The sequence below is a fragment of the Gemella haemolysans genome, assembly GCF_001553035.1.
Taxonomy (GTDB): domain Bacteria; phylum Bacillota; class Bacilli; order Staphylococcales; family Gemellaceae; genus Gemella; species Gemella haemolysans_B.
In genome coordinates, this window is the sequence record NZ_KQ959982.1 from 82,847 (window position 1) to 97,210 (window position 14,364).

A 14,364-nucleotide genomic window follows, 5' to 3' on the forward strand; every position below is an offset into this window, starting at 1 on the left:
AAGGAATTTTTACCTGATAGTTTTACAGCATATAAAACAAAAATAGGTTTAGGTAACAAAGAAGGAAATTTATTAAGTGAAAATCATGATATAGTTTTAAACTTTCCCTATAAGGATTGTATACTAGAAGGTGGCCAGACAAAAGAAGATGCTAAAAGAGAGGAAGTATTATTTAATGAAATTTTAGCACCAACAGAAATAACAAGACTATTAGATGATAAGGTATTTACAAATTTTAAACGATATGATAAAGAAGGCGAGCATGAAGTACAAGAAATAAAAGAAGATGATAATTTAATCATTAAAGGAAATAACTTAGTTGTTTTACATAGCTTAAAAAAGAGGTATGCAGGAAAAGTAAAATTAATATATATTGATCCTCCGTACAACACAGGTAAGGACAGTTTCAACTATAATGATCATTTTAATCATTCTACATGGCTTACTTTTATAAAAAATCGTTTGGAAGTTGCTTGGGATTTATTATCCGATGATGGAACAATATGGATTTCAATTGATGACTATGAGAGTCACTATTTAAAAGTTCTTGCAGATATGATTTTTGGAAGAGAGAATTTTTTAAATGAAATAATCTGGCAAAGAGCATATGCTCCTGTAAATCTAAAGAAAACTTTTTCTAAAAGTCATGACACAATACTTGTATATGCCAAAAATAATTCAAGTGAAAAAGAATTAAATAAATTGCCAAGAGGAGAGGAGGCAAATAGTCGATATAAAAATCCTGATATGGATCCAAGAGGGGTTTGGCAAAGTGATAATTTTTCTGTTGGTCCTGCTGTAGATAGTAATGTTTATGAAATTGTGACTCCAAGTGGAAGAAGCGTATATCCTCCTGAGGGGAGAAGTTGGTTATTAAGTAAAGAGAGATTTAATGAATTTGTTAAGGAGAATAGAATATGGTTTGGTAAAGATGGAGACAATGTTCCACGAATAAAAAGATTTTTATCAGAAGTTAAAGATGGTGTTGTGGCTCAAACAGTGTGGTTAGATACAAATAGTGAGTATGATGAAATTGAAAAAATAATAGAAATAACTAATAATGATTCGATATGGACGTATCAGGAAGTTGGTCATAATCAAGATGCTAAAAAAGAAATAAAGAGTTTATTTGATGGACAGGCTGTTTTTGGGACGCCAAAGCCTGAAAAACTCATTCAACGTATTATTCAGTTAGGTAGTGAAGAAGGAGATATTGTCTTAGATTTCTTTATGGGAAGTGGAACTACGCAAGCTGTAGCACATAAAATGAATCGTCAATATATAGGTATAGAACAAATGGATTACATTGAAAATGTATCTATTGAACGAATGAAAAAAGTAATTTTAGGTGAACAAGGAGGTATTTCTAAAAATGTGAATTGGCAAGGGGGAGGAGATTTTATATATTGTGAGTTGAAAAATGATGTACAAGACTATAAAAATAAAGTGATAGAAGCACAAACTACAGAAGAATTATTAGAATTATTAAAGATAGCAAAAAAATCATCATTTTTATCATATAGAATAGATTCTAAAAAATTAAAAGAAAAAGAATTCTTAGAATTATCTTTTGCTGAACAGAAGAAATTGCTTTTAGAAATTGTTGATAATAATAATTTATATGTTAATTATACAGATATAGAAGATGAGAATTATGAAACTTCTTATTGTGAAAGAATACTTAATGATCAATTTTATAAATAGTTTCTTAAGAGGCAGAGTGAAAAATGATTAAGAAGTTAGATTTACCACAAAATGTCTTTAATGTTGAATCTTTGGAAAATTTAAAACAAAAAAATATTATTTTTGGAAAAAATGGATCGGGTAAAAGTTCTATAACTAAAGCTATTAAAGATGAATATTCTGAAACGTATGATATAAGAATTTTTCAAGGAATAGATAGTATAATTAAAGATAACAAAAAATTGAATTCTATAGTACTAGGTACTGAAAATGTTAGTTTACAACCAAAATTAGAACAATTAACTAAGGATATCACGGAAATTAGTGCGGAAATAAAAAAATTAGCGGAAAATAATACGAATTCAGAATTATATAAAGCAAAACAATCAAAGGAAAATCTCGAAAAAAAACTAGAAAAATTTTATAAAGAATCCGCTAAAGAATTAAAAAATAATTATACTGAACTTACTGGTCCAAACTATGATAAGAATCATTTTAAGAATCAGATAAAAAATGCAAAAAAATTATACAGTGAAGAAGAGATAAAATATGGAAAAATATTAAATGAAGATATTTTAAATATTATTGAAATAAATCCACATACTGATATTAATCTGAAAGAATTAATCGCAGAAGTAAATATATTAATTCAATTTCAATTATTAGAGAAAATAGTATTAGAATTTAAATCTGAAAAACATAAAAATTGGGTAAAAGAAGGCTTGGTATTGCATCAGAATTTATCGAGGTGTCAGTTTTGCCAATCAGAAATTTCTAAAGAAAGAATTAAAAATTTAAATGAGTATTTTAATGATGGAGTAAAAGATTTTGAGAATAAATTAAATCAAATGTATCTTCAGGTTGTCGAGAAGAAATCAAACATAGGTAGAATGAATCTCTTAAACAAAAGTGAATACTATTTTGAATTTCATCAAGAGGTACAAGAATTAAATGAAGAATTGATAAATATAAAAGATCAGGTTTTAGAAGTATTAAATAAAATACAATTTAAGCTAGAAGAAAGAAGAACTAATTTATTCAATCCATTAGAAAAGATTGAATTAGAATCAGAAATATTATTATGTAATATACTCACAAAAATAGAAGTATTGAATAATAAGAATAATGAATATGGTAAGAATTTAAGTGATAATAAACAAAATGCAAGAGCTACTTTATTATCAAATCAAATAGCTAAACTTTGCGATGATTTCAAATATGATCTTAAAAGGATTGATTATGATAATAAATGTATAATATACAATAAAGAGAAAGATAGATACGATAAATTAAAAGATAAATTAGTAAACATAGAATTAAAATTAAAAGATTTGAAAAATAGAACTACAGATGAGTCAATAGCTGCAGAGAAAATTAATGATTTGCTAAAAAAATTGGGTAATAAATCTTTCTCATTAGAGACATTTTCGGATTGCAACCAAGAAGGACAATATAGAATAAAAGGATATGATGGAGAATTAAGAGATATAGCAACCTTAAGTACAGGTGAGAAGAATATAGTAGCTTTTTTATGGTTTCTTTTTAATTTAGATGATATAAATTTAGTGGAGGCAAAAGAACAAGTGATAGTATTCGATGACCCAATGAATAGTAATGACGATACTGTACAATATTTGATGATAACAAAATTACAAAAACTATTGAAAAATTTACGGGAAGATCAGCAAATTTTTATATTAACACATAATGTTCATTTTTATATTAACCTTAGATACAAGTGGTGGAATGGCAAACAAGATAAAAAAAATACTGTACATTTAATAAAAATGGGAAGAAAAACTGAAATTAAAAATATAACTAGTGGAAGTGAAGACATTGATACGAGTTATAGATCATTATGGAATGAAGTGAAATTTTTGTATGAAAATGACAAAGCAAGTTATATGATTAATCCACTTCGTAGAATTTTTGAAACTTTTGAAAAATTTACTGGTATAAATTTATTTGAAGATAATGGTGAAGCACAAAAATTATTCAATGTTAATTCTCACTCAATTGATGATCTAGAAGCAGAATTAAACGGAAAAAATAAAGATGAATTATTAGATATTGTAAAAAATGTTTTTAAAGAAATTAATGCTGAGAAACATTTTGAATATTATTGGAATAAAAATTAAATCAAGAAGGAATTGAAATGAAAAAAGAATTAGAAAATCTATTACTTCAACATGAAGAATTTCTTGTTGAAGGGATATTAAATAAAAATAAACTTTCAGAATTAGCTAGAAAATACGATGCTAAGTTACTTAATGTCCTAATGAAAGAAGAAAAAATTAAAAATCATTTTTTTTCTGAATTAGAAGAAGGTATCTTAGTATTTAAGAAAGATGTATTTTTGCAATTTATAAATAATAAGGAATTTTTACCTGATAGTTTTACAGCATACAAAACTAAAATAGGTTTAGGAAGCAGAGATGGAAGTCTACTAAGTGAAAATCATGATATAGTTTTAAATTTTCCTTACAAGGATTGTATTTTAGAAGGTGGACAGACAAAAGAAGATGCGAAAAGAGATGAAATATTCTTTAATGAAACTTTAGCGCCAAAAGAAATAACTAAACTATTAGATGATAAGGTATTCACTAACTTTAAACGTTATGATAAAGACGGAGAGCATGAAGTAAAAGAGATTAAAGAAGATGATAACTTTATTATTAAAGGAAATAACCTAGTTGTTTTACATAGTTTAAAGAAGAAGTATGCAGGTAAAGTTAAATGTATATATATTGATCCACCGTATAATACTGGGAGTGATAGTTTTGGATATAATGATAGATTTAACCATTCCACATGGTTGACTTTTATGGCTAATAGAATAGATGCTGCGAAAGAACTGCTAAGTAACGATGGAATAATGTTTGTTCATTGTGATGATAATGAACAAGCGTATTTAAAAGTTTTAATGGATGAAAAGTTTCAAAAAAATAATTTTATTGGAAATATAGTATATAGAAAAAGAAAATCTCAGGCAAACTTAAGTAAAAATATTTCGAGTATTCATGAATATATATTAATTTATAGAAAAACTGATCAGGGAGAATTAAAAAAAGTTATACCTAAATTTGATATTACTAAATTTAAAAATCCTGATAATGATCCTAGGGGGCCTTACGATACTAATCCATGCACTAATAAGGGAGGTTCTGTTTATCCTATTACTACTCCTACTGGTAAAACAATAGTAGATGAATGGAGATTTACAGAAGAGACTTTTAATAAGCTATTAGAAGATAATAGAATAGTGTTTCCCAATAAAGGTATGGGGAAACCTAGATATAAGAAATTTTTAGAGGAAAAAAAACAAGTAGGTATAATTCCTAATACGATGTGGGGAGATATAATTGAAGACAGAGAATCAGAAGAAGAGGAGATAGAAACTTGGTGGGATGATTTAGCAACAAATCAAGATGCAAATATTGATTTAAAAAAGTTGTTTAATGATACAGTGTTTGCATATCCAAAGGCAGAAGATTTAATTAAGCGTATTTTAGAAATTTCTACTGAAGAAAGAGATCTTGTACTAGATTTTCATTTAGGTTCAGGAACAACAGCAGCTGTAGCACATAAAATGAACCGACAATATATAGGAATAGAACAAATGGAATATATTGAATCTGTTACAGTTGAACGTATGAAAAAAGTAATAACTGGAGAACAAGGTGGAATCTCTAAAGATGTGAATTGGCAAGGTGGAGGAGAGTTTGTATATTGTGAATTGAAAAATGATGCTGAAGATTTTAAAAATAGTATAATAGAATCACAATCAACTGGAGAGTTAATTGAATTATTTAATTTAGCTAGAAAATCATCATTTTTATCTTATAGAGTAGAACCTAAGAAATTAAAGGAAAGAGAATTCTTGGAACTATCTTTCGCTGAACAAAAACAATTACTTCTTGAAATCATAGATCAGAATAATCTATATGTTAATTTTTCTGATATAGATGATGATACTTATAGAATATCAGAATATGAGAAGAAACTTAATAAAGAATTCTATGGAGGTGAATAATAATGACATTTTTATATGAAGTATATAATAATGCAAGTGAAGGTGGCTTTAAAGATTTTAAAAATGAGATACCTGAATATATCTCAAGTAATTTAAGACATCCTCTTCGTTCATATCAAAAAGAAGCTATTGGTAGATATCTTTATTACAAAAATGATGAAAAAAATAGAGTTTTACCTGAACAAATATTGTATAATATGGCAACAGGTTCAGGGAAAACTTTATTAATGGCTGCTATAATATTAGAAAAGTTCAAACAAGGAGAACGTAATTTTATATTTTTTGTAAATAATTCTAATATATTAACAAAAACTAGAGATAATTTCTTAGGTGGAATAGGTTCAAGCAAATACTTATTTGCTGATAAAATAGTAATAGATAATCAAGTTGTAAATATCCGAGAAGTTAGTGATTTCTCTGATAGTCAAAAAGATAGCATAAATTTAGTATTTACTACTATTCAAAAACTACATACTGATTTAAATACTATTAGAGAAAATAGACTTTCATATGAGCAATTTGAAGATATTTCGATTGTACTTCTAGCTGATGAAGCTCACCATTTAAATGCTGGTCTTAATAAAGGTGAAAAGAATGATAATGATAGTTGGACAGCAACAATAGAAAACATACAACGATTAGCAAGAAAATCTAGTATATTTGAATTCACAGCAACTATAGATTTAGAAAATAAAGATATTGCTAAAAAATATGAAAAATCTTTAATATACAAATATGATTTAAAAGAATTTCGATTAGATAAATATTCTAAAGACGTATTATTCCATCTTGTTGATAGTGACATTGAAACTAGAATGTTACAAGCTATTATAATAAGTCAATATAGAAAGAAAATTGCTCTTAAACATGGTATTAATTTAAAACCACTAGTTATGTTTAAATCACAAAAAACATCAGAAAACAGTGGAAATATTAAGCTGTTTAACGAAATGCTTAATAGTATTACTGAAGATGATATAATTAAACAGAAACAATTAATAAATATTCAAAATGGAAAAAACAGTATTTTACAGAAAGCTTTTAACTACTTTGAGAAAGAAAATATTTCAAATAATGATTTAATTGAAGAATTGAAAGAAGAATTTAGAGCTGAGCGATTAATAATCATTGATGGAAAAACAAAAACTAGTGAAACTTTACAAAAACTTAATACATTAGAAAAAACAGAAAATGAAGTTCGAGCAATTTTTGCGGTAAATATGCTTGACGAGGGTTGGGATGTATTAAATTTATTCGATATTGTTAGACTTTATGATACAAGGGATGGTAAAACAACAAAGAATGGATTTAAACCAGGAGCTACTACTAACTCTGAAAAACAACTTATAGGACGTGGTGCTAGGTATTATCCATTTGTTATTGATAGCATTGATGAAAAATATACAAGAAAATTTGATAATAACGAAGCTAATGAACTACGAGTAATTGAACAGTTACACTATCATTCTGCGAATAATCCGAAATACATTTCTGAATTAAAACAAGTACTAAGAGAGTCTGGGATATATGATGATATGACACTTGTTGAAAGAGAATTAAAACTCAAAGAATCATTCAAAAAGACTAGAACATATACAGATGGTGTAGTATGGATGAATAAGAGACTATCTTATTCAGAATATGTTCAACGACAACAACAAAGTCTACTTGATATGATTTATATTCAAAAGAGTTATGAAGTAATATTACCAACTCAAAGTATTGAAGATTTAGAAGTGTTTTCAGAGAAAGATGTAAACAATGGTAGTCCAAGAGTAAGAATTAACTTTAGATTCAAAGAAATTACTAGTAATGTTGTAAGGCACGCGATAAATAGAAATAAGAATTTTACATTTAATAATCTAAAAAAATATTTTTATGGAATTGCTAGTACTGAAAAATTTATTGAAATGTTAAATGATATCGATGTTACAGTGGAAAGTAGCTATACAAACTTCAGAGAATTAACACAAGATGATAAACTATATATTGTAGAAGAAATCTTGAGAAAAATTGCTGACGGATTTATTGAAGTTGAAGATAGATATTATGGATCAGATAAGTTTGAACCATATCCTATTAAGAAGATGTTCTCTGATAAAATAATAAGAAAATACACAGTTAATTCTAGTGATGACAAAGAAACAGGGATATCACAAAAAGATAAAATTGAAACGAAATATTATGAGAATCTAGATTCTATTGAATGGTATGCTTATGATGATAATTATGGAACTAGTGAAGAAAAATTACTAGTTCGAGCTTTAAAAGAAGTTATGGAAGATTTGAGAGAAAATTGGACTGATATTTACTTACTTCGAAATGAGAAAGCAGTTCGTATCTATAGTTTTGAAACAGGACAGGCTTTTGAACCTGATTTTCTGATGTTCGCAAATGATAAAAAACATGGAAATACTTCTTGGCAAATCTTTATAGAACCAAAAGGTGGTCAATTTGCTGGCTATAGTAAAGAATTTTATGACGGAAAAGAAGCTTGGAAAGAAGAATTCCTAAATGAAATTACTAGACGTGATGAAGCAAGAACCTTAGTAGATAATAGTAGATTTAGAATAGTTGGGCTACCATTCTTTAATGAGAAAATCAGTAAGGAAGTAGTAAAAGAAAAACTAAGAGAAATCAATAAGGATACTGTATATAGAATAGATAATACATATGCTGAAAGACTAGTAGTAGAAGATGATGCTAAGGAAGATTATGAAGTATAGAATACAGAAAATTTATTAAGAAATTAAATATGTAATCTTAGATGCTAGCTAATATGTTAAATATTATAAAGTAATGAATTAATTAATAGTATTTTTTATTTACAATATTTGTCGAATTTTTTATTTACAAAATTTACCAAATATCGTATAATTAGGAGAAAAATTAATTCAGTTATTTTATAGGAGAACATATGTGGAAACATTTTAATGTAAGCAAAGAAGATTCTAAAATTATAAAAGAAGAAGCACAAGAATATTCAGAACTTAGAAATAGATGTAAAAAGTTTTTAGAGAAAAATAATATGAAGTTTGATAAATTTACAGTTGTTAATCACGATAGTCATTCGGGTTATATTTCAGAAAAATATGTATTAGATTATATGCAAGAATTATCCGGTTTTAAAATAAGAAATTGGGGAGAAATGTTTAGTTCTGACGAAATAAATAGAATATTAGAATTAGATAAACCTAATTTTAAGGAGGTACGTTTGATAAAAGAGTTTTTTTATGATAAATATGACATAGAAATGAGTTATGGATTAAAAAAATTATTTATTGATGTAAAATCAGCGAAAACTAAAAAGAAACCTCAAAAAAATTGGAATTTTTTATATCCTAAAAGTCAAGCTAATAAAAATGAAGATAGTTGTGTTGTTCTCACTTATTTAGTTTATAACAAAGAAGAAGATTTAGAGAGTGTGTATATAATGGGAGCAGCTGATTATAAAGATATACTAAATTCTAAAATTCAAAAAGCGGGAAGTGTCACAAAATTTAATACAAAAAGTAGAATAGATAATTATATAACAGAATTAAGTATATATAAAGAATTGAATAAATATATAGATACATTTTTCGAATAAATTTTATTTTTTAGTTATATAATGAATGTAGACCGGGGAAAAACGGTTGTATACTAAATTTGGGGCTTGAAAAAAATTCAGCCCCGAATTTGAATTTATATATACAAAAAGACAAATATCTAATATAATTAAAGTGTATATTAAATGTATTCTATTTTAATTATTTTATTTAGATATTGACAAATATAAATATATATAATAGAATTTAATTAAGGATATTGAATCTTTTTTTTAATTAAAGATATAACATCTTTTTTTATATGGATCCTAACAGCGCATAATTGATTTATGGGCTGATTTTATATATATAAAAGGAGATAGTAGTATTAGTAGGTAGATTAACTAAAGATCTAGAATTGAGATATTCTAGTTCGAATATTCCAATGCTTTACTTTGCAGTAGCTGTAAACAGAATATTCACTGACCAAAATGGTCAAAGACAGACAGATTTTATTAACTGTGTAGCTTTTAGAAAGCAAGCAGAAAATATGGCGCGTTTCTTAGGACGTGGAAGTCAAGTAGCAGTTGAAGGTAGAATACAGACTAGAAATTATCAAGGTAAAGATGGAAATACAGTTTATGTTACTGAAGTAGTAGCAGAAAGTGTTCAATTCCTTGAATCTAAAAACAGCTCACATAGTAGACAAAACAATGGTTTTGATTCGATGAGTTTTAATACTAATTCTAGTATTGGAGAAGTAACGTTTCAAGATTTTGAAAAAGATTTTAAAATAGATTTTGAAGATGATTTTATTCAACAAGTAGTAAATCCGTTTAAAGAAAATTAATAAAAATATAGGAGAATAAAAAATGGGTATTGATTGGGAAGAAATTTTAGGAGCTGAAGGCGAGGACATTCTTGATGCTTATGAAGAAAGGGTAGGGGATAATAAATCTTCAGTGAAGTATAATTATGATTATTATGAATATGATAGATTAAGTGACGAGGAAAGTGACAAAATAAGTTATTTTTTTGAAACTCTTGATACATTACGAGATTCATATGAACCAGATTATGAAGATAAAGTAGATGATACACTATCAATATTGACTAGTAAAGAGAAAAATGAAATTCTCAAAGAAATTTTAGAAAGAAGTCATGACATAAATTTTATAATAAAATGTTTTAATAAAGATGAACTTTTTGTAAATATGAGCACGCCAGATTGTGGAACTATTGATCTTTATTGTATTATATCAAGTGATAGAATTTATGATTTTTGGAAAACGATAAGAGAAGGAATAGACAAGTATAAGATTGATGAATATTATATGAAACAAGATGAAGTTGAAGAAAAATTTGAACATATGTATATTTCTTCGAGAAAATCTATAAAAGAATGGATTTCTGCTTTAGATGATTTTTATAAAAACTATTATAAAGAAATGGTATATGAGTGCCGCACTTATTATAATTATACTACTTATTTAGAAGGATATTTGACGTGGCAATTATTAGAGGAATACATTGTTTCTAGTATTATTATCAATACAATTTCTAAATACAAAAATAATATGAGTACTTCAGAACAAAAAAATAATTTTTTAAATGGTTCAGATGATGATTGGGAGTTTTAGTGTTTAATTAATAAATCTAGAAAAGTTTAGTTTTAAAGAAATTTTATTGAGGATAAAATGAAACCAAGAAACTTCCAGAGTAGACAAAACACTGGTTCTGACTCGATGAGTCTCAACGGGAATTGAGCTAATAATCTAAGTTATCAAACTTAGGGATTAATACCAAATAAAAGTAAAATTATATAATAAAAAAGTAGGTGTTACTATAGAAAATTTATACATTGATTATAGAAGGATTCCGTACATAATAGAAGGTGATATTCTAAAAACAGCATTCAAGAAAAAAGAACTAGATGAAATTTATAGTTTTTTTGATACGTTAACAACCCTACAAAAATATAACAGAGAAAAATATGTTAAAAAGAATATTGATAAACCTTTTTGCTATATTATTGAAAAAAGTTTCCATGACTTTGTTTATTATATTTCTTTATTTGAAAATGGTTATAATAACAAAGAAGATTTCTTATTAAATTTAGATATAATTAATAATCTAAGTGTTCAAAAATTACATAGAAAATTATGTGAAGATTTAATGAAGAAAACTGATGAAGAAATAAAATACTTACTAGATAACCCAACAGCTTATCACAATGAATATTTAGGTGTTTTTAAGAGATAGTAAGTATAGAAATTATAAAAAATATATTGATGAGTTTTCAGAAAAAGTTATCAGTCAAATACTTATCATCAGAGATGAAAGAAATAGTAGAAGCATAGAATAATCAGTCTTAATATATTATGTAGCGGTATAAGGAAGAGTTTAATATATATTAAAAAAAGGAGAGATTTTTATCGAGATTATTTTTAAAAGTACAGAGAATAACTATAAAAAAATTAATGCGATGAAAGAATTAAAAAAAGCGTTATTTCAAATGAAGGATAAAGATAAAATATTGAAATTAAAACAAATACTATGTGAAATAATGGATAATAAGAGATAGTTAAAGATACTTTAAAGAAAATACAATAAGTTTTACATATATATTATTACAAGTTACAAGTTTTTTATATCATTATATTAAAGGAGAATAAAATGGATAAACATTTATTGGAAAAATTAATAGTTTTAGATAGAACAAATATTTTTGAAGAATTGCTAGATGTTGTATATTCAATGGTACCCGTATCAGAAGATAGGGTAAAAGAAATAGCTATTTTAATTAATAAAAAATCAGGAGTTGAGCTGTTTAAAAATTTTGAATATGAGATTTTAATTAAAGAATTTTCTATTATATCTAGAGCAATACAGTTAAATGCTCTGAATAGTATGTAAGTGATAGGAGGAACAAATATGTCTAAAACTTTATATGAATTGGCTGAAGATTTATATAATAATGCCGTTAATAAACAAGATTCATTATATGAAGAAATTGTTATGGAAACTTTAATTGATGATCCTGATAATATTGATAGTGCTATGCAAAAATACAATAAGTGCATCAAATTTTATGATATAAGAGCATATAGGAAAGTTGTTCAAATAATTTTTAAAGAAATTATAAAGAATGATTCTTCAAAATTTGAATACTATCAATTACGTTTTAAAGCCATTGGTAGATACGCACAATTCAGAAATGAATTTACAACTAAATGTAGAGAAGTATTGAAAGAAGAAGGAAATTCAAAAGATAAAGATGATTTAATTGCTAAGATGGATAGAAGACGTTCTGAACAGCATGATTTAATTATAAGTTTATTTAATCAAATAAATGAAATAGCAGATAAGTACAAGATAAGAAGACCATATATTTCTAATAAACCATATTTTAACAAAAATAATCATGAAGATAGAAATTTCGTTGCACAGATAGTTAAAGTGCACGAACCCTTGAATGAGACATTACGTTTATTTAATTATTTTAGTGACGAGAACCAAAAGTAAAATAATTCAAATAATTTTATTTTAGTTAATGGATGTTAATATAAAATGACCAGGCTTTGAATAATTTCCTCAAAGCCTGATTTTATTCTTATAGAAAAAATTAATTTCAGAATGACTCAATTCTTATTTCAAGTCAACATCTTTTAAAGAAAGAAAATGATAAAAATTATTGAAATATTACGTTCATTAATGGAATAAATTATTTAAAGAGAAGTTATAAAATCTTAGCTGTTGATTATAAAGATTAATTCTAAGTTTTTTTCTTTTGAATTAACAAATAATAACTAATTCAAAAGAAAGATAAATTAACACCGATGTAAAAAATAAAAATAATATAACTTATTTTATTTACTAAATTGCTTGAAAAAATTAGAGTTATTTGATATAATCTAATAACTGCTTTAGAAATGAGGTGTTAATTTATGATAAAATCATCACAAAACAATAATCAATCAAATAAGGGGATGTTAAGTATATTATTTTAAAATATTGTACACAATAGAAATATAGTATAGGGATTATATATTAAAAGTGTAGATAATTATATGTTATTTAATGTTTAAAAAATTTTTTAGATTTTTGGAGGTTAATTTATGGGTATTGATTGGGAAGAAATTTTAGGTGCTGAAGGTGATCAAATTCAAGCTGCTTTTGACGAAGCTGTAGCAAAAGCAGAAGGTAATTATAAGAATAATTATTCTTATGAATATTATCGTAATCCAATGGAAATTGAAGAAAATAATAAAAGAGAATATTTTTTAGAGATTCTTCAAACTTTAAAGGTAACTAATGAAAAACTAGATTTTGTAAAAAATATAGATATATCAGAAATGAAATGGTACACTAAAGCTAGACTCATAGAACAAATTTGGAAAAAAACTGATGAATATGAGTATATATTAGATTATTATGAGGGAAAAGCCATTCATTATAGTATTGTTGAGCTATATTGTACACAAACAAATTATGGTTTTTTTGACTTTTGGAAAATGATAAGAGAAAAAATTTATAATAATTGGATACCTGATGAGCTTGATCATGAGAGTTTAGATAGCGCCTTTGAAACACTTTATACGAACATCAATCAGTCTGTAGAAGAATATTCTAAAGTAAAGAATGACTTTTTTAATAAACACCATATGAATATGCGTAATATTAATGTCGCTGATTATATTTCATATATAAATAAGTATATGGACAGTAAAGTTACAGAGGATTATATCGTTGCTGTCTTTTGCTTACATATACTAGCGCTGGATTAAATGTGAAAAAATTGCCAAAAGAAAATTGAATAGAGAATCAAATAAATAAAAATGTTAAAGAAAAGTAATAAAAGTGTTATTTACTGATATTATGAACATATATAATTCAACTATAGTAGATAATAATATTAAAATATATAATAATATTATTTGAATTTTCAATTAAATAATGTTCCGACCCCAAAAAGTTAGACTAAAAAATCTAACTTTTTGGGGTCTTTGTCAAATTCGGTTGATTTTGAAAATTAGGAGGAAGCTATGCCATATTAAGTAGTATAGCTTTTTTCTTATTTTTTCGTTTTAATTGTAAATGTCAATATAAAAATGTACAAAA

Annotated in this window: 10 protein-coding genes; all 10 read left to right on the forward strand. The window is 25.7% G+C overall.

Going from position 1 to position 14,364, the window contains the following annotated elements:
* Positions 1 to 1,704: site-specific DNA-methyltransferase (locus HMPREF3186_RS07115; protein ID WP_084812679.1), on the forward strand; the 1,704-nt coding region annotated here is incomplete at its 5' end.
* Between the two features lie 23 nt (positions 1,705 to 1,727).
* Positions 1,728 to 3,821: an AAA family ATPase gene (locus HMPREF3186_RS07120; RefSeq protein ID WP_060914562.1), complete on the forward strand. Its 2,094-nt coding sequence runs from the start codon at positions 1,728 to 1,730 to the stop codon at positions 3,819 to 3,821.
* Positions 3,822 to 3,838: 17 nt separating this feature from the next.
* Positions 3,839 to 5,716 (forward strand): DNA methyltransferase, encoded by a 1,878-nt coding sequence (locus HMPREF3186_RS07125; protein WP_060914563.1) that lies wholly within the window; start codon positions 3,839 to 3,841, stop codon positions 5,714 to 5,716.
* A 2-nt stretch (positions 5,717 to 5,718) separates the two neighbouring features.
* Positions 5,719 to 8,442 (forward strand): DEAD/DEAH box helicase family protein, encoded by a 2,724-nt coding sequence (locus HMPREF3186_RS07130; protein WP_084812680.1) that lies wholly within the window; start codon positions 5,719 to 5,721, stop codon positions 8,440 to 8,442.
* Between the two features lie 191 nt (positions 8,443 to 8,633).
* On the forward strand, positions 8,634 to 9,305 hold the full coding sequence (locus tag HMPREF3186_RS07135) for a hypothetical protein (protein ID WP_060914564.1): 672 nt from the start codon (positions 8,634 to 8,636) through the stop codon (positions 9,303 to 9,305).
* A 317-nt stretch (positions 9,306 to 9,622) separates the two neighbouring features.
* Entirely contained in the window at positions 9,623 to 10,093 is a 471-nt protein-coding gene (locus HMPREF3186_RS07140; protein WP_060914565.1) for a single-stranded DNA-binding protein, read from the forward strand.
* Positions 10,094 to 10,115: 22 nt separating this feature from the next.
* The gene (locus HMPREF3186_RS07145; protein ID WP_060914566.1) at positions 10,116 to 10,883 is read left to right on the forward strand and encodes a hypothetical protein; all 768 of its coding nucleotides are present in this window, start codon (positions 10,116 to 10,118) and stop codon (positions 10,881 to 10,883) included.
* A 1,036-nt stretch (positions 10,884 to 11,919) separates the two neighbouring features.
* On the forward strand, positions 11,920 to 12,159 hold the full coding sequence (locus HMPREF3186_RS07150; protein WP_060914567.1) for a hypothetical protein: 240 nt from the start codon (positions 11,920 to 11,922) through the stop codon (positions 12,157 to 12,159).
* Between the two features lie 18 nt (positions 12,160 to 12,177).
* A complete protein-coding gene (locus tag HMPREF3186_RS07155) occupies positions 12,178 to 12,768 on the forward strand; it encodes a hypothetical protein (protein ID WP_060914568.1) in 591 nt (196 codons plus the stop codon).
* A gap of 593 nt (positions 12,769 to 13,361) precedes the next feature.
* Positions 13,362 to 14,030, forward strand: coding sequence for a hypothetical protein (locus HMPREF3186_RS07160; protein ID WP_060914569.1), 669 nt, complete (start codon positions 13,362 to 13,364; stop codon positions 14,028 to 14,030).
* Positions 14,031 to 14,364: the final 334 nt, after the last annotated feature.

Excerpts from the sequence above, each read along its gene's own strand:
- HMPREF3186_RS07135 (WP_060914564.1), top strand. The coding sequence starts at position 8,634 with ATGTGGAAACATTTTAATGTAAGCAAAGAAGATTCTAAAATTATAAAA.
- HMPREF3186_RS07150 (WP_060914567.1), top strand. The coding sequence starts at position 11,920 with ATGGATAAACATTTATTGGAAAAATTAATAGTTTTAGATAGAACAAAT.
- HMPREF3186_RS07125 (WP_060914563.1), top strand. The coding sequence starts at position 3,839 with ATGAAAAAAGAATTAGAAAATCTATTACTTCAACATGAAGAATTTCTT.
- HMPREF3186_RS07145 (WP_060914566.1), top strand. The coding sequence starts at position 10,116 with ATGGGTATTGATTGGGAAGAAATTTTAGGAGCTGAAGGCGAGGACATT.
- HMPREF3186_RS07160 (WP_060914569.1), top strand. The coding sequence starts at position 13,362 with ATGGGTATTGATTGGGAAGAAATTTTAGGTGCTGAAGGTGATCAAATT.
- HMPREF3186_RS07130 (WP_084812680.1), top strand. The coding sequence starts at position 5,719 with ATGACATTTTTATATGAAGTATATAATAATGCAAGTGAAGGTGGCTTT.
- HMPREF3186_RS07155 (WP_060914568.1), top strand. The coding sequence starts at position 12,178 with ATGTCTAAAACTTTATATGAATTGGCTGAAGATTTATATAATAATGCC.
- HMPREF3186_RS07120 (WP_060914562.1), top strand. The coding sequence starts at position 1,728 with ATGATTAAGAAGTTAGATTTACCACAAAATGTCTTTAATGTTGAATCT.